The following is a 24,084-nucleotide window of genomic DNA, read 5'->3' as shown; positions in this document are numbered from 1 at the left end:
GTCTCCCTCTGCTCAAACCCAGGCTGGCGGCGATGGCGGCACGCTGTCAACGGTCGATCGTCAGGCTGCTTCCGGCACCTCCGGCTTGGGCAGCTTTCGGAACAGCTTGCGGTCCTCCTCCCCGAACGCCCATCGCGCGATCACCGCGAAATAGGCGGCGAAGATCGCCGGGATGCCGGCGGCCAGCTCCAGCCATTCATAATGCGGCGGCAGCAGCGTGAAGGCCCAGCCGACCGCACCCGCGACCACGATCGCGGCGAGGAAGCCGCCGCGCAGGCTGAACACCGACGCGCCGGTCAGCGTTGCCAGCATCCAGCATTTGATCACCGAACCCAGCGCCAGCGTCAGCATCAGCGCTACCGCCGGACCCACCGCCTGGTGGTTCACGTCCCACCCCATGTCGCGCATCAGAAAGATCAGCGCGAACGACAGCGCCGCCTGAAACGCGATCAGCAGCATCGACACCACCAGGTTGCGGTGCCGCGCCATATAGACCAGCCCGACCTCCGACACCGCTGCGGGCGATGCCACCACCTCGCCGGCCAGCAGGAAGCACAGGGCGGCGGTGCCGGCGACGAATTGGGGTCCGATCATCCCCATCACGCCCTCTGCCGGAATCCCGAACATCAGCAGCAGCGCCGCCTGTAGCGTGATGATCCAGAATCCCACCTGCCGCACCTGCGCCGCGATCGCCGCGCGGTTGCCGGCGGCCAGGTTGCGCGCGATGACCGGCCCCAGCACGGGATCGAAACTGGTCTTCAGCTTCTGAGGAACCGACGCCACCTGCTGCGCCATGTAATAGATGCCGACAATCGCCGGCGGGAACAGATAGCCCAGGATGAACCGGTCGATGTTGCGCGTTCCCCATTCGATCGCGTCGGCGCCGGCCAGCGGGGCGTTGCGCCGGGCCAGCTGCATCAGCGGGCGCACGCGCGGCGACCATCCGCGCGGCAGGCCATAGCTGCGGACGAAGGGGATCAGGCTGGCGACCAGCGCCGCCGCCATCGACAGGACATAGGCCATGATGAGGCCGTCGCGCGTGGAGACATAATAGAATGCCCAGGCGGCGATGCTGATCGTCCAGGGTTCAACGATCGCCCGCGCGGTCACCGATGCCTGGACATTGTGGCGATAGGCCAGCGCCGCCAGGCTGACATCGGACCAGGCGATGGCGAACACGATCACCGCCAGATAGCGGTCGAGGCCGGTGGTGCCGGTACTCGGGAACATGATGACGGGGAAGGCGAACAGCACCGCGCTGGCGATCACCGACACGATGAACGCGACCACCATTCCGTCCCACACCACATGGACGTGCGGTCGATCGGTCGAGGCGAGCGCCTGCGCCAGCCCACGCTTGAGGCCCAGTGTGCCGAGCAGCGCCGCCAGCTCGACCACCACCACCGCCAGCGCGAACCGCCCGACCGTGTCCGCGCCGTACAGCCGCCCGGCGATGAACAGGAACGGGATGCGCGCGGCCAGCCGCAGGATGAAGCCCAGGATATTGGTCCGCCCGCCCTTGGCGAGCGCGTTCAGGTCCTCCCGCGACGATGCCGGTCGCCCGTCCGTGCTCATCGCCGGCCCCGCACCGGCGCACGGCGCCGCATTCGTTCGCTGTTCCCCATCGCGTCCGTGGTTTCGCCCGAAACGAACGAAAACGCCATCCTCAATGCGCCGCGCCCCAGCTGGGGCCGGTGCCGATTTCCACGCCCAGCGGGACGGACAGGGTGACGGCGGGTTCGGCCGCGCCCTCCATCACCGTGCGGATCACGCGCGTGGCCGCCGCGACATCGGCTTCGGGCAGTTCGAACACCAGTTCGTCATGCACCTGCATCAGCATCCGCACATCGGTCAGGCCCGCATCCGCCAGCGCCGGCCCCATCCGCGCCATCGCGCGCTTGATGATGTCGGCGCTCGTCCCCTGGATCGGCGCGTTGATCGCCGCGCGCTCGCTTCCCGCGCGCTCATGCTGCGTCTTGGACCGAAGGCGTGGGAAATGCGTCTTTCGCCCGAACAGGGTGGTTGTGTATCCGCGCTCCTTCGCTTCGGTCAGCGTGTCGGCGATGTAGCGGCTGATGCCCGGGAAACGTTCGAAATAGCGGTCGATCATCCCCTGCGCTTCGTCCGGCGTGACATCGAGCCGGCCGGCCAGGCCCCAGCGTGAAATGCCGTAGAGGATCGCGAAGTTGATCGTCTTTGCGCGAGCGCGGGTGTCGCGATTGACCTCGCCGAACAATTCGGTCGCGGTCATGTTGTGGATGTCGTCGCCGCGCTCGAACGCCGCGCGCAGCTGCGGCACGTCGGCGATGTGCGCCGCCAGCCGCAGTTCGATCTGCGAATAGTCGGCGGCCAGGATGACATTGCCCGGTTCGGCGACGAACGCATCGCGAATCTGCCGGCCCACTTCGGTGCGGATCGGGATGTTCTGAAGATTGGGGTCGGTCGATGACAACCGCCCGGTCTGGGCGCCGGTCAGCGAATAGCTGGTATGGACGCGTCCCGTGGCCGGGTTGATCTGCGCCTGCAACGCATCGGTATAGGTGGATTTGAGCTTTGAGAGCTGGCGCCAGTCGAGCACCTTGAGCACCATTTCGCGCCCCGGCGAATCCTTGTCCGCCGCGATCCGCTCCAGCTCGTTGACGTCGGTCGAATAGACGCCGGACTTGCCCTTGCGCCCGCCCTTGATCCCCATCTTGTCGAACAGCACGTCGCCCAGCTGCTTGGGGCTGCCGATGGTGAACTTGAACCCGGCAATCCCGTGAATCTCTTCCTCCAGCGCGGCGATCTGCCGGGAAAACTCGTCGGACAGCTTCGCCAGCACGCCGGCATCGACCTTCACCCCCGCCAGCTCCATGTCGGCGATGACCCGCGCCAGCGGCCGATCGACCATCTCATAGACGCGGGTCGATGCTTCCCAGGCCAGCCGCGGCTTCAGCCGCCGCCACAGCCGCAGCGTCACGTCGGCATCCTCGGCGGCGTAGCGCGTCGCGGCCTTCAGATCGACCTCGTGAAAGCCCAGCTGCTTCTTCCCCGTCCCGACCACGTCCTTGTACGCGATGCAGCTGTGCGACAGATGCGTCGCCGCCAGCTCGTCCATGCCATGGCCATGCAGCCCCGCGTCGAGGTCGAAGCTCATCAGGATCGTGTCGTCATACGGCGCGACCGCGATCCCCGCGCGCGACAGCATGATCAGGTCGTATTTGATGTTATGCCCGATCTTGAGCACCGCCGGGTCCTCAAGCAGCGGCTTCAATGTCGCCAGCACCGTTTCGCGATCGAGCTGCACCGGCTTTTCGGCGAACATGTCGGTGCCGCCGTGCGCGATCGGGATGTAACAGGCCAGGTTGGGATGCAGCGCCAGGCTCACGCCGACCAGTTCGGCGCGGGTCGCGTCGGTGCCGGTGGTTTCGGTATCGACCGCGACCCATCCCTGATGCCGCGCCACCGCGACCCACCGGTCGAGCGCCGCCGCGTCCACCACCGTCTCATAGGCGTCGTGATCGCAGGGCGGATCGGGTTCGACGCCCGGTGCCTGTGGCGCCTCCACCGGCGAATCGGCGACGCTGGTATCGGCATTGCCCAGCCGGGCGAGCAGCGACTTGAACCCGTGATGCTCCAGAAACGCGCGCAGCGGCGCGTCGGGAATCCCGTTCAGCTCCATCGATTCGAGCGGATCGGGCAGCGGCACGTCGCACGCCAGCTCGACCAGCTTGCGCGACAGCCGCGCCATGTCGGCATGCGCGATCAGATTGTCGCGCATCTTCGACGGTTTCATGTCGGCGGCGGCGGCCAGCACCGCTTCGACATCGCCATGTTCCAGGATCAGTTTCGCCGCCGTCTTCGGTCCCACCCCCGGCACGCCCGGCACATTATCGACGCTGTCGCCCATCAGCGCCAGCACCTCGCCCAGCTTGTCGGGGCCGACGCCGAACTTCTCGACCACCGCCTCGGGACCCATGCGCCGGTCCTTCATCGTGTCGAGCATGTCGATGCCCGGCTCGGTCAGCAGCTGCATCAGATCCTTGTCGGAGCTGACGATCGTCACCTGCCATCCCTGTGCCAGCGCCGCCCTGGCATAGCTGGCGATCAGGTCGTCGGCCTCCCAGCCCAGTTCTTCGATGCACGGCAGGCTGAACGCGCGCGTCGCCTCGCGGATCATCGGGAATTGCGGCACCAGATCCTCGGGCGCGGGTGGCCGGTGCGCCTTGTACTGGTCGTACAGCTCGTTTCGGAAGGTGTGCTCGCTCTTGTCGAGAATCACGGCCAGATGGGTCGGCCCGTCGGCGCGGTGCAGCTCGTCGGCCAGCTTCCACAGCATGTTCACATAGCCATAGACCGCGCCCGCCGGCTCGCCGTGCCGGTTCGTCAGCTTGGGCAGCACGTGATAGGCGCGGAAGATGAAGCTCGAACCATCGACCAGATAGAGATGAGGCATGCGCCCCGCTTAGCAGCGCAGCCGCGCCGGGGCGAGAGGCCGCGAACGCGGTGCGTGACCGTTGCGCAGCCGGTTCGACGTTCCTACCTTTCGGCATCTGGCCGGCCTTTTGGGGGTGCGTGACGATGGACGAACATGGCTGGTGCGCGGCGCCGATCATTCCCGGCGACTGGAGCGAGCTTCACGGCGCCGACGCGCTTACCATGACCTTCGAAATCGGCGCGGGGTTCGACCGGCTTGACGCATCGCCGGACATTGCGGGCGCGCAACCGTTCGACGATCTGCGCATCGAACGGCTGCGCGCGCGCCCGCTCGCCTGCTATCCCGGCGGCCTGCTGATCGAGGTGCAGGCGCGGATCGGCGAGCAGCTGGGCCTTTCCAACCATCTTTACGGCCCATGGGGCATGCACCTGCTCGATGGCGGCAGCGCGGTGCTCCACGATCTCAACGATGTGGACGGCGCGCTGTCGCTCGAAACCCTGCCCCAGGCGCTCGATTACCACCGGCTGTTCTGCAACGTGGTGCGCGGCGATGAAGGCCGGTTTCGGGTGATCGCCGCACCCGAACAGGTGGCCTGGCATGCCGGCGCCGATCCTGGGGCGGAGACGCTGGCGCTACTCGACCGCCCGGTCCAGGCGCGCGGCGTCCCTGGGTTCTGGAGCATCGCCAGCCCGGTCTTCTATGGCGGGGCGCTGTTTCGCGCGCGGTTCGAACTTCAGCGCAACGGCATGATCGAAATGGTCGATGACGAACCGCTCGAAACGCCCTTCCCGGCGGAGGCGGAAAGCTGGATCGGCCCGTTCCGCATCCCGCACTGGGGGGTGCCGGCATGACCGCGCGCGACCCGTTCCGTCGCCTGGCCGTTCCCGATCGCACGATCCGCCTGCCCGACCTGGCGGAGGAAAAGGGGCTGCTCGTCGCCTGGTCGCTCGAACGCTCGCACCGCGATCCGCGCGTGGGTTTCGGCTATGGCGACCCGTCGAAGCGCCCGGAAACCGGCTTTCTCGACCCGATCCTGCTGGAGGGGGAGGGGCATATCATCACCTTTGCCCCCACCGGTCAGGGCAAGGGGCGCAGCTGCATCATGCCCGCGCTGCTGCGCCATGAAGGCCCGGTGATCGCGATCGATCCAAAGGGTGAGAATGTCGCGGTCACCGCGCGCCGGCGGCGGGAAATGGGGCATCAGGTGGTGATCCTCGATCCGATGTGCATCGCATCGGACGGCGGCGGGCGGTTCAACCCGCTCGACCTGATCGACGGGGGAAGCGTCGATGGCGTCGATCTCGCCGCGATGTTCGCCGCGGCGATGATCGATGGCAAGGACGATCCCGAAAACACCTATTGGTATCAGCGCGGCCAGCAGTTGCTGATCGGCCTGATCCTGCACGTCGTCACCACCGCCGCGCCCGCCGATCGCACCTTCGCCACCGTGCGCAAGCTGCTCGCCCAGCTGATCGGGGAGGTGAATGACGGCCCGCCCGAACCGGGATCGGCGCGCGAGGAACTGGAAAACTCACCGCATCCCGAGGCGCGGATCGCCGCCACCATCCTGCGCCTGGGGTCCAGCCAGGGGGTCGGGTCGATCCTGTCGATGGCGCAGGACGGCACCGATTTCCTGCGCGGCCCCCAGGTCGAGGCGTCGATGTCCTCCAGCGATTTCGATATCGATGCGGTGACGCGCGGCGATCCGCTGTCCATCTATCTGGTGCTGCCCCCGCACATGATGGAAAGCCATGGCAGGCTGCTCCGGCTCTGGGTGATGGCGCTGATCTCGCTCATCACCCGGCGCCGGGCGCGGCCGCCGGCATCGACGCTGTTCCTGCTCGACGAATCCGCCCAGCTCGGCACGCTGCCGCAGTTGCGCCAGGCGATCACGCTCCTGCGCGGCTATGGCGTCCAGACCTGGAGCTTCTGGCAGGACGTCAGCCAGCTGCGGCTGCTCTACCCGCTCGACTGGGAAACGATGCTCAACAATTGCGAGGTGATCCAGTGTTTCGGCCCGCGCAACATGCGCGCCGCCGCGACGATGGCGGACATTACCGGCTATCGCGAAGAGCGTGAGGTGCTCGATCTCACCGATGACGAGATGCTGCTCCAGATCTCGGGTGAGGAGGTGGTCGTCGCGCGCAAGCCCGATTACCTCAACGATCCCGCCTTTGCCGGGGCGTTCGACGTCAATCCGTTCCACGATACCGCGCGTGCCGTGCTGCCGCCGCCCAGCCCGCGGATCAAGCTGTTCGAGCGGCGCCCCGACGGACCGCCCCGGCGTGAACCGGTCGAACTGGCGACGATGCCGTTTTTCCGTGAGGAGGGCGATTCGCACGCGCGCCCGGGTGCGATGCCGCCCGCAGCGCCACCGCCGCCGCCCGCGCGCCGGCGCGATCGCCGCAATCGCGGGCTCGACGCGCTGATCCGGCGGCTGGGCGGGGAGTCGGACGGGGAAGGAGCCGGCGAACCCTGACCCGCGCCCCGCTCCGCCCGGCGGTGCGGGACCGATCGCGGATCAGCGGTGGTTGGCGACGATCGACGCGACCACGGCCTGCATCAGTTCCTGTCGCTGCGGGATCGGGCGCGGCGTATCGCCGATCATCACCGCGATCGTATAGGCCTTGCCATCGGGCGCGGTCAGGATACCGACATCGTTATAGCCGGCGGTGCGTCCGCCCAGATCCTGGCCGGTGCCGGTCTTGTGGCCAAAGGTCCATCCCGGCGGCACCGCACCGCGCAGCCGCATCCGGCCGGTATGCGAGCCCTCCATCACGTTCATCAGCCAACGCGCCGAATCGGGCTTGAGCACCTCGCCCGCCTTCAGCCGTGCCAGCGCCAGCGCAATCGCCGATGGCGCGGCGCCGTCGGGCGGATCGGCGACATAGGCGTCGAACGCCGCCCGCCGCACCGCCGGCGGCAGGGCCGCGCGCGCCTGTTGGAACGATCGGCCCATCGAATATTCGGGCTTCCAGGTCAGGCCTGCGGTCTTGGCCTGCAACAGCTTCTCGCCGGGGCCGAACCGGATGTCGCCCAACCCCTTTTCGGCGATGAAGGCGCGCACCGCCTGCGGACCGCCGGCCAGCCGCAGCAACGTGTCGTTGGCGGTATTGTCGCTCTGCTGCATCGCGCGCAGCAGCAGTTCGCGCACCGTCGTCTGATACATGCCGTTCTTGACGATCAGCGTCGCCAGCGGCTGGTGGAACACGGTGAGGTTGTCGCGGGTCAGCGTCACCGGATCGTCCAGCGTCAGCCTGCCCTCGTCGCGCGCGTTCAGCACGGTCATCGCGACCCACAATTTGCTCACGCTCTGCTGGGGCATGCGGCGATCGGCATTGGCATCGACCTGCCAGCCCCATTCCAGGCTGCGGACCGCGATCCCCACGACCCCGCCGAAATCGCGCGCCAGCGCGTCGATCGATGTCGTCAATGCGGCGGGCGCGGGAAAGACGGGGAGCGGTGCGGGCGCGGGCGGCACCGCGACGCGATAGGTCGGCGGCGTCAGATCGGCGGGCAGGTCGTCGCGATGCGTTCCCGCACCGATCAACAGCGCGGGGGCCAGCCCCGCCAGCGTCAACGCTCTCTGCAACACCGTGAATTCCTGCATCGCCAACACGATAAGCCTTACCCCTGCCCATTTCGATCATGCGGTACGGCACCGGTCGCGCTCAAGCCGTTTCGGCCCGATCTGCGACGAACGCCCATAATATGTCGGCAAAGCGTGAATAAATCGCAAGTACGGTTTCGCGTTCGGACTGTGGCGTAAGCCGTTGATTCCGGTCTAAAGGGTCCCAGCGCGAAACAGGGGGGACGATCGTGGAGCAGCTGGACATCCCGTTCATCGGCCTCTTGCTGTTCGTCGCCTCGCTGGTGGCGATCGCGACGCACCGGCTCAAACTGCCCTACAGCGTCGGTCTGGTCACCGCCGGAATCGCGCTGGCCTTGCTGCCGCTGGGCCTGCCGCTGACGCTCAGCACCGAACTCATCATGATCGTGTTCCTGCCGCCGCTGGTGTTCGAGGCGGCGATCCAGATCCCGTGGAAACCGTTTCGCCGCGAACTTCCCCTGTTGTTCGTGCTGGTGACGCTCGGCGTGGTGCTCGCGGCCGGCGTGGTCGCTGCGGGAATGCACTGGTTCGCCGGGTGGAGCTGGCTTGGCGCCGCGTTCTTCGGCGTGCTGATCGCGGCGACCGATCCGGTCTCGGTCATCGCCGCCTTCCGCGCGATGAAGGTCGAGCACCGCCTTCATCTGCTGGTCGAATCGGAAAGCCTGCTCAACGACGGCGTCGCCGCGGTCGGTTTCGCGGTGCTGGTCGCGATCGCGGCGGGACAGGGGGCGGGGCCGGCGGCGATCTCGCTGAAGCTGCTGACCACGGTGGTCGGCGGCATCGCGGCCGGCGCGGCGGTGGCGGTGCCGCTGGTGCTCATCGCCGGACGCACAACCGATCGGCTGATCGAGGTGACGCTCACCACGCTGATTGCCTATGGGTCGTTCCTGCTCGCCGAACATTTTCATTTTTCCGGGGTGCTGGCGACGCTCACCGCCGGGCTGATCGTCGGCAATTACGGCTTTCTCGGCTCGATCTCGGACGAGGGGCGGCCGGCGGTGCTCAACCATTGGGAATATGTGGCCTTCCTCATCAACTCGTTCATCTTCCTGCTGATCGGCGGGCGCGAGGCGCAGATGCCGATCCTGGCGGTGATCGAGGCGGCGGGGCTGGCCGCGCTGCTCTCGCTCGCCGGGCGCGCCGTCGCGATCTATCCGGTGATGGCGGCGTTCGCGAAGACGCGGCTGCGCGTGCCGTGGCGCTACAAGCATGTGCTGTTCTGGGGCGGTCTGCGCGGCGCGCTGGCGCTCGCCCTGGCGCTGGCGCTCCCGGCGAACATCGCGGAGCGTGATTCGATCATCACCGTCGCCTTCGCCGTGGTCGCCTTCTCCATCTATGTGCAGGGGCTGACGATGCCGTGGCTCATCCGCCGGCTCGGCCTGCTCGCGCCGCGCGGGGACGGGGAAACCCTGCATTGATCGGCGACATCATCCTGATCGTCGCGGCGATCGGCATCGCGCTGGTCACGCTCAATCCCCGGCTGCTGCGTTCGGCGATGTGGCGCGCGACGGTGACGCCGCTCGCCTCGATCATCGGGTCGGGGTTTCTGGTTGCCGGGCCGATCCTGGGCCATGCCGCCGGGCATTGGGCGTTTCTGGGCATGGCGGGGCTGTGCGCGGTCAGCTGGGTGTTCGGCCTGGCGATCCGGGAGAATATCCGCCGTGCCGAACCGATGCTGGCGGACAATGAATCGAACATCGTCGACTGGATGGACTGGGCGGCCAGCCTCGCGCTCGCCTTCGCCTATTTCGTCTCGGTCGCCTATTATCTCGACCTGCTCTCGGCGTTTGCGCTCAAGGGGCTGGGAATCGTCGACGCGGATATAGGCCGCATCCTCACCACCGCGATCATCGCGACGCTGGGTGTGCTCGGCCTGTTCGGGGGGTTGCGCTGGCTCGAACATGTCGAGCTGGGGTCCGTGGGGGTGAAGCTGGCGCTGATCGGCGGGATCATCGCGGCGCTGCTGTGGACCGACGCGTCGCACCTGGCGGCGGGAACGCTTGACCTGACCAAGACCGCGAATGTCGATGGCTTTGAATCGGTTCGCATCCTGCTCGGCCTGGTCATCCTGGTGCAGGGGTTCGAAACCTCGCGCTATCTGGGCGATTCCTATGACCGCGAAACACGTGTGCGCACGATGCGCAATGCCCAGCTGATCGCGTTCGGCATCTATATCGCCTTTATCGGCCTGTTGACGCCGTGGCTCGACGGCCGGCTGCCGCCCCAGGGTGGGGAAACGCACATCATCGAATTGCTGCGCCCGGTCGGTGCCTTCATCCCCGCCTTCGTGATCGGCGCCGCGCTGATGAGCCAGCTGTCGGCGGCGGTGGCGGACATGAACGGTGGCAGCGGCCTGCTCCATGGCGCGGCGCCGAAACGGGTGCCGGTCGGCATCGCCTATGTCGTGTGCGCCGTCGCGTCGATCGCCATCGTGTGGTCCACCGACATTTTCGGAGTGATCGTATGGGCGTCGAAAGCGTTCGTCCTGTATTACGGCATCCAGGCGGTGACCGCGATCACGGTCGAAATCGTCGCGCGCGACACCACCCGCTGGGGCCGCGTCGCGCTGTTCACCGCCGCCGCGCTGCTCGCAGTCGCGGTGCTGATCCTGGGGAAATCGGCGGAGGGGTGAGGGCGTTTCGGCTTGCTGGTGCCGGTCAGCGCAAGCTGACGCTTAACCAACTAAGGCACCAGCACCGTGTCCACCGCCTCGGGCAGCGTTTCGGGATAGTCCAGCGTATAGTGCAGTCCCCGGCTCTCGTGCCGGTGCAGCGCGCTGCGCACGATCAGATCGGCCGCCTGGTGCAGGTTGCGCAGCTCGATCAGGTCCGGGGTCACGCGGAAATGGCCGTAATAGTCGGCGATCTCCTCGCCCAGCATCTTGATGCGGTGCGCCGCGCGCTCCAGCCGCTTGGTCGTCCGCACGATGCCGACATAGTTCCACATGAACCGGCGGATTTCGGTCCAGTTCTGCTTGATGACCACTTCCTCGTCCGAATCGGCCACGCGGCTTTCGTCCCAGGGCCGGATTGCCGGCGGCGGCGGCAGGTCGGCCCAATGCGCCGCAATGTGCTTGGCCGCCGCCTCGCCGAACACGAAACATTCGAGCAGCGAGTTGGACGCCAGCCGGTTCGCGCCGTGCAGGCCGCTCTCGGTACATTCGCCCGCCGCGTACAGGCCGGGTAGGTCGGTCTTGCCGTCCAGATCGATCACCACCCCGCCACAGGTATAATGCTGGGCCGGCACCACCGGGATCGGTCCCGTGGTCATGTCGATGCCCAGCCCCATCAGCTTTTCATAGATGTTGGGGAAATGCCCCTTTACGAATTCCGGCGGCTGATGACTGATGTCGAGATGGACATAGTCCAGGCCGTACCGCTTGATCTCAGCATCGTTCGCGCGCGCCACCACGTCGCGCGGGGCCAGCTCCATCCGTTCGGGATCATATTCGGTCATGAACCGCTGGCCGGTCGCCGGGTTGATCAGCCGCCCGCCCTCGCCGCGCACCGCTTCGGTGATCAGGAAGTTCTTGACCTCCAGATTGTACAGGCAGGTCGGGTGGAACTGCATCATCTCCATGTTCGAGATGCGGCATCCCGCGCGCCATGCCATCGCGATGCCGTCGCCGGTCGCCCCGCGCGGCGCGGTGGAAAACAGATAGGTCCGCCCCGCGCCGCCGGTCGCCAGCACCGTGGCGTTCGCGGTGAACAGCTCAACCTGCCCGCTCGCGCGGTTGACGGCATAGACGCCCCACACATTGCCTGCGCCCGAATAGCGGATTTCGTGCCGGCTGGTCGCCAGGTCGATCGCCACCATGTCGGGGACCAGGGTGATGTTGGGATTGGCGCGCGCGGCGCGGATCAGGGCCTCCTGCACCGCCCATCCGGTCGCATCATCGACATGAACGATGCGGCGATGGCTGTGGCCGCCCTCGCGCGTCAGGTGCAGCGCGCCGCTGCCGCCCGCGCCCTCATGGTTGAACGGCACCCCCAGCTGCTCCAGCCGCGCGATCGCGGCCGGCGCATTCTCGACGACGAACTCCACCGTCGCCCGATCGTTCAGCCCCGCGCCGGCGATCATCGTGTCGCGGATATGGTTTTCGAACGTGTCGCCGGCGTCCAGCACCGCAGCGATCCCCCCCTGCGCCCAGGCGGTCGATCCCTCGTCCAGCGCGCCCTTGGCCAGCACGGTCACTCTGAACCGTTCGGCCAGGTTGAGCGCCGCGGTCAGCCCCGCCGCGCCCGATCCGATCACCAGAACCTCGCTTTGATGGACCATCTATCCCTATCCGAAATCGTCAGCGCAAACCTGTTCGCGCGCTCTCCTCTACCGTGCTAGCGGCGAAACATGGATGCCGACAAGCGCGCCGAACTGGTTGCCCGCCGCGCGGCGCTTCAGGCGTCGCTCGCCAGCGGGGGCGAACGGGCCAGCGACATTGCGAACCGCCCGGAATATGCCGCGATGCTCGATGCGCTCGACCGGGCCGGGGTCGCGTATTTCTTTGGAGACCTCAACGCGGTCGGCGACTGGATTCCGCACTGGGTGCCATCCGGGTGGGGCGAGATGCCCTGGCACCTTTCGATCTCTCCCCACATCGTCGAAACCGGCACCGATCCGTGCGCCCGCGCAACGGCCGCGCGCGCGATCCTCACCGAACTTGCCGATCCCGACGCGCCTGTCGCCATCCTCTATGAAAATGACTGGGTCGGCCTGCGCCTGTCCACCGCCGCGCTCGCCGCCGCGCATCTCAACTCGCTGCTGACCGGCGTCCCGCGCTGGGGCGAGGTGTGGATCGTCGCGCTTCCCGGCGACTGGTTGATCCGCATCGACGGCGACTGGGTGGTGTCCTGTGTCCCGGGAGAAGATGCCAGCGCCGAATTCGCCCGCATGCGTGCCGTCAATCGCGACCTGCGCCGCGCCGCCGCCCCACTGCGCCGGCTGCTGGTCGCGGCGGGGGTGCGGGTCCGATTGCTCTATCCGCACGACATGACCTCGCTCAGCTTTCGCGGCGCCGCGCCGGTCCGGATCGACTGGCACCGCACCCGCGCCGATCTCAGCGTCCCGATGCCCGGCGATCGATCGGCGCGCGACACGCTCGTGCGCGATTTCCTTGCCGCCCGCCTCCCGCCCGGGGGGCGGCTTCGCCTCGCGCCCTGGCCCGGCGGCCTGGCGATCGAACTCGCACGCGCCGATTTCGATTCGCATGCCGGCGCGATCCTCGATCGATGCCACGATCCCGTGTTCTTTTCGGAAGGAGAGGATTGGGTGCTCGAACTGCGGCCCCGCTGGGTTTACGGCAAGGCCTGATCGCGCGATCCGCTTGCGCTGCCGCCTTCGTCCGGTAGATCGGGGGCGTCTTGTGGGAGATTGCCCGATGCGCGTCGCATGGATTGCCGCCGCCCTGACCCTGATGTTCGCGGGACTGGCGCCGGTCCGTGCCGCGCCCACCTGTTCGCTCGGTGCGCCGGGGACGACCCAGCGCATCGCCATCGCCGATACCGGCCGCGCATTGCTGTTGCACGTCCCGGCCGGCGCGTCCGTCCGCGCGCCGCTTCCGCTGCTCTTCGTCCTGCACGGCAGCGGGGGCGACGGTGCCGGCATCCTGCGCCAGTCGCAGCTTGAGGGGACCAGCGACCGCCACGGCTTCCTGCTCGCCGCGCCCGATGGCGGCATCCCGGTTCAAACGGGCTTCGTCTGGAACATCCCCGGCGTTCCCACCATCACCGGCAAGGTGCCGGGTCCGGGCGACGCCGACGATGTCGCGTTCATCCGTACCGCGATCCGCTTCCTGTCCGATCGGGGGTGTGCGGATCGCGCGCGCGTCTATTCGACCGGCCTGTCGGGCGGCGGGCGAATGACGTCATGGCTGGGCTGCGTCGCCTCCGACGCGATCGCCGCCATCGCCCCGGTGGTCGGCCTGCGCGCCGGCAACCCGCTCGCCAATGACCCGACGCGCCCCGATCCCGCGACCTGCCGCCCCGCGAACCCGGTCCCGGTGATCGCCTTTGCCGGGGACAAGGACGGCACCAACCCGATCCAGGGCGGTGGCGCGGGTTATTGGCAATATCCGATGACCGCCGCGCTTGCCCGCTGGGCGCAGCTGGACGGTTGCGCCAGCACGCTGCTGTTCCGCGACCTCGCCGCAAACCGCTACGAACAGCTCTACACCCGGTGTCGCGGCGGCGCGGAGGTGATGGGCCGCATCACCCGCGGCGCCGGCCATGTATGGACCGCCGACAACGACGCGATGTGGAATTTCCTCAAGCGCTACCGGCGTTAGTCCGCCGCCAGAATTCTATCGACGCATTGCTCGGCGTTTTCGACTTCGGCATCGCGGTAGATCGCGATCATCGCCGCTCGGTCCCGGGTCCGACGCGCGGCGTCGAACGCGCCGAGCGTACCCAGTGCGTAGAAACGCTCGTTCGCTGTCATGCCCGCGAGTTCGTCCGAGGTAGGGCGAGCGCTCATCTCAGCCTGCCCGCGTCAGGCTCAGGAACACATCCTCCAGGTCCGCTTCGCGCGTGCTGACGTCGACGATCCCGAACCCGGCCGCCTGCACCGCGCCCAGTACCTCGCCCGCATTCGCCTGGTCCTTGCGATAGGTGATGACGAGCGTCCGCTCGCCCTTCGCCTCGATCTTCTGGAAACAGCCATTGTCGGGCAGCGCGGCGATGTCGCGATCGACCACCAGTTCGACCGCCTTTTCCTGGGTCCTTCCGACCAGCGCGCGGGTCGGTTCGTTCGCGATCAGCCGGCCATGGTTGATGATCGCGATCCGGTCGCACAGCTCCTCGGCCTCCTCCAGATAGTGCGTCGTCAGCACCACGGTCACGCCGCGCTCGTTCAGCCCGCGCACATAGGCCCATAGCTGCTGCCGCAATTCGATATCCACGCCCGCGGTCGGCTCGTCCAGCACCAGCACCGGCGGCGAATGGACCATCGCCTTGGCCACCATCAGCCGCCGTTTCATGCCCCCCGACAGGGTACGCGAATAGGCGTTCGCCTTGTCCTCCAGATGCACCGCGCGCAGCAGTTCCATCGACTTGCGCTCGGCTTTCGGCACGCCATACAGCCCGGCCTGGATTTCCAGCGTCTCGACCGGGGTGAAAAACGGGTCGAACAGGATCTCCTGATTGACGATGCCGATCGCGCGCTTGGCGTTGCGCGGGTGGGCGTCGATATCGAACCCCCAGATGCTGGCCCGCCCCGCCGTCTTGTTGACCAGCCCGGCCAGGATGTTGATCAGCGTCGATTTGCCGGCGCCGTTCGGACCCAGCAGGCCGAAAATCTGTCCGCGCGGCACGACGAAACTGACCGCGTCCAGCGCCTGCTTGCCGCCCTGATAGACCTTGGAAAGGCCGTCGATCTCGATCGCCGCGTCGCTCATCGCGCCGACTTGGGCCGCGCCGCGCCGCTTGGCAAGTGAAACAGGTTGCCAAGCGGCGCGCCGGCGTCCACGCTCGGTGCCTAAGCTGTTGGGGAACCTGCCAATGTCCGTCCTGCTCGCCGCCCTTCTGCTCGCCGCCCAGGCCGCGCCGTCCGCCGCCGATATCGCCGACGGCAAATGTGTCGCCGCGATGAGCCTGTTGGAGGACCAGGTCGAGGAGGCGGACAAGCCCGGCCTGCAATCGACGATGCTGTTCTTCATTGGCAAGATCGCCGGGCGCAGTGGCGATGCCGCGGTCGGCCCGGCGGTGAAGGCCGGGGTGGAAGCGCTCAAGCCCGACGGGGCGGGGGGCGCGGCTGCGCTCGCCGAACCCTGTGCCGACCAGGTTCAGGCCGCGACCAAATCGATGTGATGCGCCGGCATCGTGCGGGCGACGCACAGCCGATTGCCGCGCCCGCGCCGCTTTGCTAACGCGCATGGCATGATCGCGCCGCCCGAAACCACCCGCGTCACCCACCGCCGCGTCGCCTGTGACGGCGCGCAGGCGGGAATCCCCGCCGCGCTCGGCCATCCGCGCGTGTTCCTCGAGATCGACGAGCATGGCTATGTCGATTGCGGCTATTGCGATCGCCGCTTCATCCTGGTCGGGGGTCCCGCCGACGGGGTCGATCAGGGCGATCTGCCCGACATCGCCTCCGGCGCCAGCCTTTAGGGGCGGCCGCAGTCCTTAAGGCCCGCCGCAAGGATCGCCGCGCGCGCGATCTGGCGCTTGCGCCCGTCCAGCCTATATTCGGGGCATGTATAAAGATCCTCGCGGCTTCCTGTATCGCGACACGCTCGATCCCGATGCGACGGAACGGCTGACCGCCGATCTGCTCGCGCGTGCCGACGATGGCGAACTCTATCTCCAATATCGCAAGTCCGAAGCGTTCGGGTTCGATGACGGGCGGCTGAAGACCGCGTCCTACAACACCGATTCGGGCTTCGGGCTGCGCGCGGTCAGCGGGGAAACCACTGCCTTCGCCCATGCCAACGAGCTGACCGAGGCGGCGATCCGTCGTGCGGGGGAGACGATGGCGCTGATCGATCCGGCGACCGCGCCCCGCGCCGCGCCGCCGCCGCGCACCAACCGCCATCTCTACACCGACGCCGATCCGCTCGACCTGGTCCCCTTCGCGGACAAGGTGAATCTCTGCCAGACGATCGACGCCGCCGCCCGCGCACGCGATCCGCGCGTCGTACAGGTCTCGGTCGGCCTCACCGGCGCATGGAGCGTGGTCGAGATCGTCCGCCCCGACGGCTTTGTCGCCACTGACATCCGCCCGCTCACCCGGCTCAACGTCTCGATCGTCGTGGAAACGAACGGCCGGCGCGAAACCGGCAGCTTCGGCACCGGTGGCCGCGCGCTCTACGACCGGCTGTTTCAGCCCGAAACATGGAACCGCGCGATCGACGAGGCGCTGGCCCAGGCGCTGGTGAACCTTGAGGCGGTCGATGCGCCGGCGGGCGAGATGACGGTGCTGCTCGGCCCCGGCTGGCCCGGCGTCCTGCTGCACGAAGCGGTTGGCCACGGCCTGGAGGGCGATTTCAACCGCAAGGGGACCAGCGCCTTTTCCGGACGGATCGGGCAGCGCGTCGCCGCGCCGGGCGTCACCGTGGTCGATGACGGATCGATCCTCGATCGGCGCGGCTCGCTGTCGATCGATGACGAGGGGACCCCGACGCGTGAAACGGTGCTGATCGAGGACGGAATCCTGCGCGGCTATATGCAGGATCGGCTCAACGCGCGGCTGATGGGGGTCGAACCGACCGGCAATGGCCGCCGCGAAAGCTACCAGCACGCCCCGATGCCGCGCATGACGAATACCTTTATGAAGGCGGGCGGGGACGATCCCGCCGAACTGCTCTCGCGCGTGAAGAACGGCATCTTCGCCAAATCCTTTGGCGGCGGGCAGGTCGATATCGTCTCCGGCAAGTTCGTCTTTTCCTGTACAGAGGCCTATCGGATCGAGAACGGCAAACTCGGCGCGCCGATCAAGGGGGCGACGCTGATCGGCGACGGGCCGACCTGCCTGACCAGGGTGACCGGCATCGGCAATGATTTCGCGCTCGACGAAGGGGTCGGCATGTGCGGCAAGGGCGGGCAGAGCGTTCCCGCCGGCGTCGGCCAGCCGACGCTGCTGGTCGATGGGCTGACCGTCGGCGGCACCGCCGCATAAGTCTTTCCGGAATGGCGAGCAGGATCGCCGCGAACGGGGGTGGAGCAGGTGTAGCGAAACGCTCGCCCCCCTCCCGTTCCTTCCACGCACGGGGCGATTGTCGGTCACGCCTGACCGGTGCGCGCGACGATCGCGAAATCCCGTGCGCACCGCCCATGCTTGCGGCTAGATGGCGTCATGGTCCTTGCCATCCTTCTTTCCGCGCTCGCGATGACGCTGATCGTCGGCGTGCGGTATCTGATCGTCTCGGGCGGTTTCGCCTGGGCGACGCGGGTGCGACATCCCGGCCTCTATGCCGGTCTTGACCGGCAGATGCGCCGCGAGATCGGCTGGAGCCTCGCCAGTGCGGCGATCTATGGCGTTCCGGCCGGCATCGTCGCCTGGGGGTGGCGCAATCTTGGCTGGACGCTGATCTATACCGACGTCTCGGCCTATCCGATCTGGTGGCTGCCGCTCTCGATCCTTCTCTATCTCTTCGCGCACGACAGCTGGTTCTACTGGACGCATCGCTGGATGCACCGCCCGCGCCTGTTCCGCATCGCCCATGCCGTCCATCACGACAGTCGCCCGCCCACCGCCTGGGCGGCGATGAGCTTTCACCCGATCGAGGCGCTGACCGGCGCCGTGGTGATTCCGACACTGGTGTTCCTCATTCCGATACAGGTCGGCGCATTGGGCTTTGTGCTGGGAATCATGACGGTTATGGGTGTGACCAATCACATGGGGTGGGAGGTGTTTCCGCGGGTGATGTGGCGGGGGCCACTCGGGAACTGGCTGATCACGGCCAGCCATCATCAGCGGCACCATGAGCATTATGGGTGCAATTATGGGCTGTATTTCCGTTTCTGGGACCGGGTTTGCGGTACGGACCGTGGCATCGGCGATTTCACGCGCGCGCATGGCCGCGCCGCGGCCCGGGTTGGCGCTGCTCCCGGTGGCGGCGCTGCTGCTTCCGGCGGCCTCGCCGGTGGCGACGCTTGAACTCGACGTTCAGGGGCTGCGCTCGGCAAAGGGTGTGCTTCAGCTGTGCCTGACCACGCGGCCGGACAGCTTCCCCGACTGCAAGGGCGATCCGCGCGCGGTCACCCGCACCGTGCCGGCCGCCGCGCCGGTCATCCGGATCGACGGTCTGGCACCGGGCAGCTATGCCGCCGCGATCATCCATGACGAAAACGGCAACAAACGCCTCGACACGGTGATGGGCATTCCGCGTGAAGGGTTCGGGTTCAGTCGCAATCCGCGGATCGGCTTTGGGCCGCCAAAGTTCGACGCCGCCCGCTTTCCGCTTGATAACGGTTCCGCGCCACAGCCGGTGAAGATGCGCTACCTTCTGTAACGCTTCCTGCATCCATTTGCGCGATACCGCGTTGCGAAGCTGAAACGGTCTTCAGGAAGCCCTCCCAATGCGCACGCCCATGTTCATCGCCGCCGCCCTCGCCGCGACCCCTGCCTGGGCGCAGGACGCCCCTCCGTCCGAAACCGTCAATCCGCCGGGTCAGGAGGCTGCGGCCGCCCCTGCCGCCACCGCCGAACAGGCCGATGTCGCGCAGGAGGGCGCGGCGCGGCTGACGATCGGCGTGGGTGGTGCGTGGATTCCGGATTATGAAGGGTCGAACGACCATCGCTGGACACCGCTTCCCGCCGCCAACGGCACGATTGCGGGGATGAGCTTCACCGTGCTCGGCAATCGCGCCAGCCTCGACCTGATTCCGGAGGTTGCCGGGCGCGACTGGGATATCCAGCTGGGTCCGGTCGCGGTGGTGAACCTCAATCGCACCAACAAGGATGCGATCCACGATCCCCGCGTCCGCGCGCTGGGCGAGGTCGATACCGCGGTTGAGGTCGGCGGCTATATCGGCATCGGCAAGACCGGGCTGATCACCAGCGACTATGACAAGCTCTCGGTCAGCCTCAGCTATCGGCACGACGTCACGCGCATCCACAATACCGGCATCTGGACGCCGTCGATCAACTATACGACGCCGCTCAGCACCCGGGCGCTGGTCGGCCTGTTCGCGTCGGCCGAAATCGTCCAGGATCGTTACGCCCGCACCTATTTCGGCGTCACCCCGGCGGGGAGCGTCGCCAGCGGCCTTCCCGTCTTCACGCCAAAGGGCGGGCAGAAGGACGTCACCTTTGGCGGCGTCTTCACCTATGCGCTGACCGGCGATCTGACCAAGGGCCTCGCGCTTGTCGCGGGCGGCACCTATCGCAAGCTGATCGGCGACTTCGCCGACTCCCCGCTCGTCGCGATCGCCGGCTCGCGCCACCAATTGACGTTCGGCGCCGGACTTGCGCTCACCTTCTGAACGCTGCGGCGCCGGCACCCGAACCGTCGCGCCGACACCATGTGCGCATCGCCCGTGGCACGCGTCGCTGGACGCCCTCGCCCAACCTGCTAGAACGGCGTCATCCCCGGGGGAGCGCTGAGCGGCGCTTGAGAGGGCGGTACGAGCCGCCGACCCGCTGAACCTGATCCGTCCCATTCCTGGCAAATGGGCACCGGCGTAGGGAGGGAGCGGCCTTTCCCCGAAGTCCGTCCTCTCCCCTTTGGAGTAGAGACGAATGGCCGACATCCCCGCGCGCAGCGAACTGAAGGTAACCACCGGCCCGATTCGCGGGTCGAGGAAAATCCACGTCGGACCGCTCGGCGTTGCGATGCGCGAGATTCATCTCGAACCGTCGAGTGGCGAGGCGCCGGTCCGGGTCTATGATACGTCCGGCCCCTATTCCGATCCCGAAGCGCGCATCGACATCATGGCCGGCCTGCCCGAACTGCGCCGCGAGTGGATCCGCGCGCGCGACGATGTCGAGGAGGTGGACCAGCGCGAGGTTCGCCCTGAGGATAACGGTCAGCTCGGCCCCGACCGTTCGGGCGGCGTCCAGCCCTTCCCCAACGTCCGCAAACAGGTCCTGCGGGCAAAAGCCGGCATGAACGTGTCACAGATGCACTATGCCCGTCGCGGCATCGTCACGCCCGAGATGGAATATGTCGCCACCCGTGAAAATCTCGGCCGTGAACGCCTCGCCGAATATGTCCGCGACGGCGAGAGCTTCGGCGCGGCGATCCCCGATTACGTCACGCCCGAATTCGTGCGGGACGAGGTTGCGCGCGGCCGCGCGATCATCCCGAACAACATCAATCACCCCGAATCCGAACCGATGGCGATCGGCCGCAACTTCCTGGTCAAGATCAACGCCAATATCGGCAACAGCGCGGTCGCCAGCGACGTTGCTAGCGAGGTCGACAAGATGGTCTGGGCGATCCGCTGGGGCGCCGACACGATCATGGATCTGTCCACCGGCCGCAACATCCACGACACCCGCGAATGGATCATGCGCAACGCGCCGGTGCCGGTCGGCACCGTGCCGATCTATCAGGCGCTGGAAAAGGTCGGCGGCATCGCCGAGGAGCTGACCTGGGAAATCTTCCGCGACACGCTGATCGAACAGGCCGAACAGGGGGTGGACTATTTCACCATCCATGCCGGCGTCCGCCTGCCCTATATCCCGATGACGGCGAAGCGCGTCACCGGCATCGTCTCGCGCGGCGGTTCGATCATGGCCAAATGGTGCCTCGCCCATCACCGCGAGAGCTTCCTGTATGAGAAGTTCGACGAGATTACCGAGATCATGAAGGCGTATGACATCGCCTACTCGCTGGGCGACGGCCTGCGCCCCGGCTCGATCGCCGACGCCAATGACGAGGCGCAGTTCGCCGAACTCTACACGCTGGGCGAGCTGACCAAGCGCGCCTGGGAACAGGATGTTCAGGTGATGATCGAAGGCCCCGGCCATGTGCCGATGCACAAGATCAAGGAGAATATGGACAAGCAGTTGCAGGCGTGCGGCGAAGCCCCCTTCTACACGCTGGGGCCGCTCACCACCGATATCGCGCCGGGCTACGACCATATCACCAGCGGCATCGGCGCTGCGATGATCGGGTGGTACGGCACCGCGATGCTCTGCTACGTCACGCCCAAGGAGCATCTCGGCCTCCCCGACCGCGACGACGTAAAGGTCGGCGTCGTCACCTACAAGCTCGCCGCCCACGCCGCCGACCTGGCAAAGGGCCACCCGGCGGCGAAGGTCCGCGACGACGCCCTGAGCCGCGCCCGTTTCGAATTCCGCTGGCGCGACCAGTTCAACCTGTCGCTCGACCCCGACACGGCCGAGCAATATCACGACCAGACGCTCCCGGCCGAAGGCGCGAAGACGGCGCATTTCTGCTCGATGTGCGGGCCGAAATTCTGTTCGATGAAGATCACGCAGGAGGTGCGGGACTTTGCCGCGAAGCAGAATGCGCCGGTCGAAACTTTCGTCGCGGCGGAGGAAGCCGAGGCGGGGATGGCCGCAATGTCAAAATTATATCATGAGACCGGGCGCGAACTATATATGGGCGCGGGTGATCGAGAGCATGATTGAGAGCTGAGAATTATGTCTGACACACCGTTCGGCCGAACCATCCAGCTGTTCCTAGTTGATGGAACGCCGAACGGCTTACGAAAGGTCACGATACACGGTTGGACCGGGCTAACTTTCGTCGCGACAGATTCGACTTTTGGTGCCTTGCTCTCAAGGTCAGAGCTTGATCGAACAGGCATATACATTCTTCATGGTCCTGACCCGCAGAGACCGGGCGGTGCACGAGCGTATATTGGATCTGCGAACAGTGTCGTGGAGCGAATTAAGCAGAGCGCCGGACAGCGTGAGTTCTGGGAAACTGCCATCGCGGTGACAACAAGCGATGATGATTTGTCCAAGGGGCATGTCGAGTATCTTGAAGCTCGCCTAATTGAGATGGCGGCTTCAGCTAAGCGAGTTGAGCTTGATAATGGCACGTATCCGTCAGGCTTGCGGCGACGACTGCCGGAAGCCGACCAAGCGAACATGGAACAGTTTCTACTCAACCTACAGGTAATTTTGCCTGTGATTGGGCTGGATTTGTTAAAGCCACAGCCCAAAGCGGCCGCTCAGACCTCTACGCCGCCTGAGCAGAGAACCTTCGGCGAGATCAAATTCGAAATTCGCCATAAAGCTGGGGCCGCAGCTGACGCCGTAGAGGAAGACGGCGAATTCATCGTCTTGGAGGGTTCCTTGGCGCTCAAAGACTCCGGTTTTCAGGCTAACACATATTCCAATTTGAGAGCGGCGCTGATTTCACAGGGCGTTCTCCAGGATAATGGAGAGAACCTATATCGATTTGCTTCGCCTTTTTCCTTCAATAGTCCCTCCGCAGCTGCCGCGGTCGTGTTGGACCGAAACGCGAATGGTCGAACTGAGTGGAAGGTTAAGGGAACGAAGCGAACGTATGCGGATTGGAAAATTGAGCAAAGCGAACCTGCATTGCGGATCGTGGTTTCAGATCAGGTCGGCCCATAGGGGTCGTTTTCGCGGCCATGTTGCCTCATCCCGCGCGCAACGCCGCTGGTACTCCCGGAAACCGGATCAGCTTCGGATACGCCCGTTCCGGTCGCGTGCTCGGCAAAGCCGGGTTTGTCCATTGCACGAACCTCCAAACCGCCCCGGCCACTTTCAACAATAAGCGCATTTCGTGAAAAGTGATCGGGCCGGTCAAGATATCCGTGAAATCCGGCCGCCCTGACCGCGCCCGGCGCGCCCTTGCCGGGCGACCGCGATGAACCCGCGCACCGGATGCCGCGTTCATCGCCACGCAATCGTGTAAGGATGCCGCGATGGATGCAGTCGAAACCGCCACGCACATGCTCGCCGACACCCCGGTCACCCCGGACCGGTCCGCGCCCGATCCCGCGCATCCGCCGTTCGTCCTGATCGCGATGGCGGCGCTTGCCGGGGCGGTGGGGCTGCTGGCGCTGATCGGGCGGACGGTCGCGGGCGGGCATCTCGTCGCGTTCGACAGCGCGCTGATGCTGGCGATGCGGGAGGGCGGCAATCCGGAGATCCCCGACGGCCCGGTCTGGCTGAAACAGGCGATGATCGACATCACCGCACTGGGCGGCGGCACCGTGCTGACGCTCGTCGTGGTGCTGGCGGTCGGTCTGCTGCTCGCCGGGCGCCATTTCCTCACCGCCGCGCTCGTGATTGCGGGTACGGTCACCGGGTCGATCGCGGTCGGCCTCGCCAAGCGGATCTTCGGCCGCGAACGCCCCGCGCTGATCGACCATCTGGTCGAGGTCGGCTCGGCCAGCTTTCCCAGCGGTCATTCGGCGAACAGCGCGATCGTCTATCTGACGGTGGCGCTGCTGGGGATTCAGGTGGTGCCGGATCGGCCCGCGCGCATCTTCCTGCTTGCCGCCACCATCGGCCTTGTCACCGCGATCGGGGTCAGCCGCGTCTATGTCGGCGTCCACTGGCCCAGCGACGTGCTGGCCGGATGGAGTTTCGGTACGCTCTGGGCGCTCGCCTGGTGGGCGGGGGCGGGGTGGCTGCGCCTGCGTCTTGCCGCGCGCCGCCGCGTGGGATGAGGGCG

At 66.7% G+C, this 24,084-nt stretch carries 21 protein-coding genes; 15 read left to right on the top strand and 6 right to left on the bottom strand.

The features are described 5' to 3' along the window. Positions 1-60 precede the first annotated feature (60 nt). Together KF783_RS03860 and polA are read right to left on the bottom strand one after the other, a co-directional pair. A complete protein-coding gene (locus KF783_RS03860; protein WP_294076733.1) occupies positions 61-1,575 on the bottom strand; it encodes a lipopolysaccharide biosynthesis protein in 1,515 nt (504 codons plus the stop codon). A gap of 91 nt (positions 1,576-1,666) precedes the next feature. Further along, on the bottom strand, positions 1,667-4,435 hold the full coding sequence (gene polA, locus KF783_RS03855) for a DNA polymerase I (RefSeq protein ID WP_294076732.1): 2,769 nt from the start codon (positions 4,433-4,435) through the stop codon (positions 1,667-1,669). A 119-nt stretch (positions 4,436-4,554) separates the two neighbouring features. On the opposite strand from polA, the gene KF783_RS03850 reads away from it, so the two are divergent. After that, positions 4,555-5,268, top strand: coding sequence for a hypothetical protein (locus KF783_RS03850; RefSeq protein ID WP_294076730.1), 714 nt, complete (start codon positions 4,555-4,557; stop codon positions 5,266-5,268). Next, positions 5,265-6,896: a type IV secretory system conjugative DNA transfer family protein gene (locus tag KF783_RS03845; RefSeq protein WP_294076729.1), complete on the top strand. Its 1,632-nt coding sequence runs from the start codon at positions 5,265-5,267 to the stop codon at positions 6,894-6,896. The genes KF783_RS03850 and KF783_RS03845 overlap by 4 nt, the downstream gene beginning before the upstream one ends. A gap of 42 nt (positions 6,897-6,938) precedes the next feature. On the opposite strand, the gene KF783_RS03840 is transcribed toward KF783_RS03845, so the two are convergent. After that, complete coding sequence (locus tag KF783_RS03840; RefSeq protein ID WP_294076727.1) at positions 6,939-8,027, bottom strand: serine hydrolase; 1,089 nt, start codon at positions 8,025-8,027, stop codon at positions 6,939-6,941. Between the two features lie 209 nt (positions 8,028-8,236). Here KF783_RS03840 and KF783_RS03835 point away from each other — a divergent pair, with 209 nt between their 5' ends. After that, on the top strand, positions 8,237-9,445 hold the full coding sequence (locus KF783_RS03835) for a cation:proton antiporter (RefSeq protein ID WP_294076725.1): 1,209 nt from the start codon (positions 8,237-8,239) through the stop codon (positions 9,443-9,445). Next, entirely contained in the window at positions 9,442-10,659 is a 1,218-nt protein-coding gene (locus KF783_RS03830) for a hypothetical protein (protein ID WP_294076724.1), read from the top strand. Before KF783_RS03835 ends, KF783_RS03830 begins: the two co-directional genes overlap by 4 nt. 50 nt (positions 10,660-10,709) lie before the next feature. Here KF783_RS03830 and nadB read toward each other — a convergent pair whose 3' ends face one another. Continuing rightward, complete coding sequence (gene nadB, locus KF783_RS03825; protein WP_294076723.1) at positions 10,710-12,305, bottom strand: L-aspartate oxidase; 1,596 nt, start codon at positions 12,303-12,305, stop codon at positions 10,710-10,712. Between the two features lie 69 nt (positions 12,306-12,374). On the opposite strand from nadB, the gene KF783_RS03820 reads away from it, so the two are divergent. Together KF783_RS03820 and KF783_RS03815 are read left to right on the top strand one after the other, a co-directional pair. Next, positions 12,375-13,334 carry a hypothetical protein gene (locus KF783_RS03820; protein ID WP_294076720.1) on the top strand — a complete coding sequence of 320 codons (960 nt, stop codon included), beginning with the start codon at positions 12,375-12,377 and terminating at the stop codon, positions 13,332-13,334. A 67-nt stretch (positions 13,335-13,401) separates the two neighbouring features. Then, on the top strand, positions 13,402-14,307 hold the full coding sequence (locus tag KF783_RS03815; RefSeq protein ID WP_294076719.1) for a PHB depolymerase family esterase: 906 nt from the start codon (positions 13,402-13,404) through the stop codon (positions 14,305-14,307). Here KF783_RS03815 and KF783_RS03810 read toward each other — a convergent pair. Together KF783_RS03810 and KF783_RS03805 are read right to left on the bottom strand one after the other, a co-directional pair. Then, entirely contained in the window at positions 14,304-14,495 is a 192-nt protein-coding gene (locus KF783_RS03810; protein ID WP_294076717.1) for a hypothetical protein, read from the bottom strand. The genes KF783_RS03815 and KF783_RS03810 overlap by 4 nt on opposite strands. A gap of 1 nt (position 14,496) precedes the next feature. Next, positions 14,497-15,414 (bottom strand): ABC transporter ATP-binding protein, encoded by a 918-nt coding sequence (locus KF783_RS03805; RefSeq protein ID WP_294076716.1) that lies wholly within the window; start codon positions 15,412-15,414, stop codon positions 14,497-14,499. Between the two features lie 103 nt (positions 15,415-15,517). On the opposite strand from KF783_RS03805, the gene KF783_RS03800 reads away from it, so the two are divergent. The 9 genes from KF783_RS03800 to KF783_RS03760 all read left to right on the top strand — a co-directional run bounded on the left by KF783_RS03800 (position 15,518) and on the right by KF783_RS03760 (position 24,079). Then, positions 15,518-15,826: a hypothetical protein gene (locus KF783_RS03800; RefSeq protein WP_294076715.1), complete on the top strand. Its 309-nt coding sequence runs from the start codon at positions 15,518-15,520 to the stop codon at positions 15,824-15,826. A 69-nt stretch (positions 15,827-15,895) separates the two neighbouring features. Beyond that, positions 15,896-16,126 (top strand): zinc-finger domain-containing protein, encoded by a 231-nt coding sequence (locus KF783_RS03795; RefSeq protein ID WP_294076713.1) that lies wholly within the window; start codon positions 15,896-15,898, stop codon positions 16,124-16,126. 85 nt (positions 16,127-16,211) lie between these two features. Beyond that, a complete protein-coding gene (gene tldD / locus KF783_RS03790; RefSeq protein WP_294076712.1) occupies positions 16,212-17,633 on the top strand; it encodes a metalloprotease TldD in 1,422 nt (473 codons plus the stop codon). A 177-nt stretch (positions 17,634-17,810) separates the two neighbouring features. Next, positions 17,811-18,614, top strand: a complete 804-nt coding sequence (locus KF783_RS03785; protein ID WP_294076710.1) for a sterol desaturase family protein — start codon at positions 17,811-17,813, stop codon at positions 18,612-18,614. Continuing rightward, the gene (locus tag KF783_RS03780; RefSeq protein WP_294076708.1) at positions 18,553-18,969 is read left to right on the top strand and encodes a DUF2141 domain-containing protein; all 417 of its coding nucleotides are present in this window, start codon (positions 18,553-18,555) and stop codon (positions 18,967-18,969) included. Before KF783_RS03785 ends, KF783_RS03780 begins: the two co-directional genes overlap by 62 nt. A 67-nt stretch (positions 18,970-19,036) precedes the next feature. Next, entirely contained in the window at positions 19,037-19,942 is a 906-nt protein-coding gene (locus KF783_RS03775) for a MipA/OmpV family protein (RefSeq protein WP_294076707.1), read from the top strand. Between the two features lie 256 nt (positions 19,943-20,198). Continuing rightward, positions 20,199-22,058, top strand: coding sequence for a phosphomethylpyrimidine synthase ThiC (gene thiC, locus KF783_RS03770; protein WP_294076706.1), 1,860 nt, complete (start codon positions 20,199-20,201; stop codon positions 22,056-22,058). Positions 22,059-22,070: 12 nt separating this feature from the next. Further along, positions 22,071-23,015 carry a GIY-YIG nuclease family protein gene (locus KF783_RS03765; protein ID WP_294076705.1) on the top strand — a complete coding sequence of 315 codons (945 nt, stop codon included), beginning with the start codon at positions 22,071-22,073 and terminating at the stop codon, positions 23,013-23,015. Positions 23,016-23,329: 314 nt separating this feature from the next. Continuing rightward, positions 23,330-24,079 (top strand): phosphatase PAP2 family protein, encoded by a 750-nt coding sequence (locus tag KF783_RS03760; RefSeq protein WP_294076703.1) that lies wholly within the window; start codon positions 23,330-23,332, stop codon positions 24,077-24,079. Positions 24,080-24,084: the final 5 nt, after the last annotated feature.

The sequence above is a fragment of the Sphingomonas sp. genome, assembly GCF_019635455.1.
In the GTDB taxonomy this organism is placed as follows: Bacteria; Pseudomonadota; Alphaproteobacteria; order Sphingomonadales; family Sphingomonadaceae; genus Sphingomonas.
The sequence above is the reverse complement of the archived record's forward strand: the minus strand, read 5'-3'. Positions and strand labels throughout refer to the sequence as shown.

What these genes read in the sequence shown, in the direction of transcription:
- KF783_RS03820 (WP_294076720.1), top strand. Translation starts at nt 12,375, where the DNA reads ATGGATGCCGACAAGCGCGCCGAACTGGTTGCCCGCCGCGCGGCGCTT.
- KF783_RS03785 (WP_294076710.1), top strand. Translation starts at nt 17,811, where the DNA reads ATGGTCCTTGCCATCCTTCTTTCCGCGCTCGCGATGACGCTGATCGTC.
- KF783_RS03765 (WP_294076705.1), top strand. Translation starts at nt 22,071, where the DNA reads ATGTCTGACACACCGTTCGGCCGAACCATCCAGCTGTTCCTAGTTGAT.
- thiC (WP_294076706.1), top strand. Translation starts at nt 20,199, where the DNA reads ATGGCCGACATCCCCGCGCGCAGCGAACTGAAGGTAACCACCGGCCCG.
- KF783_RS03810 (WP_294076717.1), bottom strand. Translation starts at nt 14,495, where the DNA reads ATGAGCGCTCGCCCTACCTCGGACGAACTCGCGGGCATGACAGCGAAC.
- KF783_RS03815 (WP_294076719.1), top strand. Translation starts at nt 13,402, where the DNA reads ATGCGCGTCGCATGGATTGCCGCCGCCCTGACCCTGATGTTCGCGGGA.
- polA (WP_294076732.1), bottom strand. Translation starts at nt 4,435, where the DNA reads ATGCCTCATCTCTATCTGGTCGATGGTTCGAGCTTCATCTTCCGCGCC.
- nadB (WP_294076723.1), bottom strand. Translation starts at nt 12,305, where the DNA reads ATGGTCCATCAAAGCGAGGTTCTGGTGATCGGATCGGGCGCGGCGGGG.
- tldD (WP_294076712.1), top strand. Translation starts at nt 16,212, where the DNA reads ATGTATAAAGATCCTCGCGGCTTCCTGTATCGCGACACGCTCGATCCC.
- KF783_RS03800 (WP_294076715.1), top strand. Translation starts at nt 15,518, where the DNA reads ATGTCCGTCCTGCTCGCCGCCCTTCTGCTCGCCGCCCAGGCCGCGCCG.
- KF783_RS03805 (WP_294076716.1), bottom strand. Translation starts at nt 15,414, where the DNA reads ATGAGCGACGCGGCGATCGAGATCGACGGCCTTTCCAAGGTCTATCAG.
- KF783_RS03795 (WP_294076713.1), top strand. Translation starts at nt 15,896, where the DNA reads ATGATCGCGCCGCCCGAAACCACCCGCGTCACCCACCGCCGCGTCGCC.
- KF783_RS03840 (WP_294076727.1), bottom strand. Translation starts at nt 8,027, where the DNA reads ATGCAGGAATTCACGGTGTTGCAGAGAGCGTTGACGCTGGCGGGGCTG.
- KF783_RS03775 (WP_294076707.1), top strand. Translation starts at nt 19,037, where the DNA reads ATGCGCACGCCCATGTTCATCGCCGCCGCCCTCGCCGCGACCCCTGCC.
- KF783_RS03760 (WP_294076703.1), top strand. Translation starts at nt 23,330, where the DNA reads ATGGATGCAGTCGAAACCGCCACGCACATGCTCGCCGACACCCCGGTC.
- KF783_RS03860 (WP_294076733.1), bottom strand. Translation starts at nt 1,575, where the DNA reads ATGAGCACGGACGGGCGACCGGCATCGTCGCGGGAGGACCTGAACGCG.
- KF783_RS03845 (WP_294076729.1), top strand. Translation starts at nt 5,265, where the DNA reads ATGACCGCGCGCGACCCGTTCCGTCGCCTGGCCGTTCCCGATCGCACG.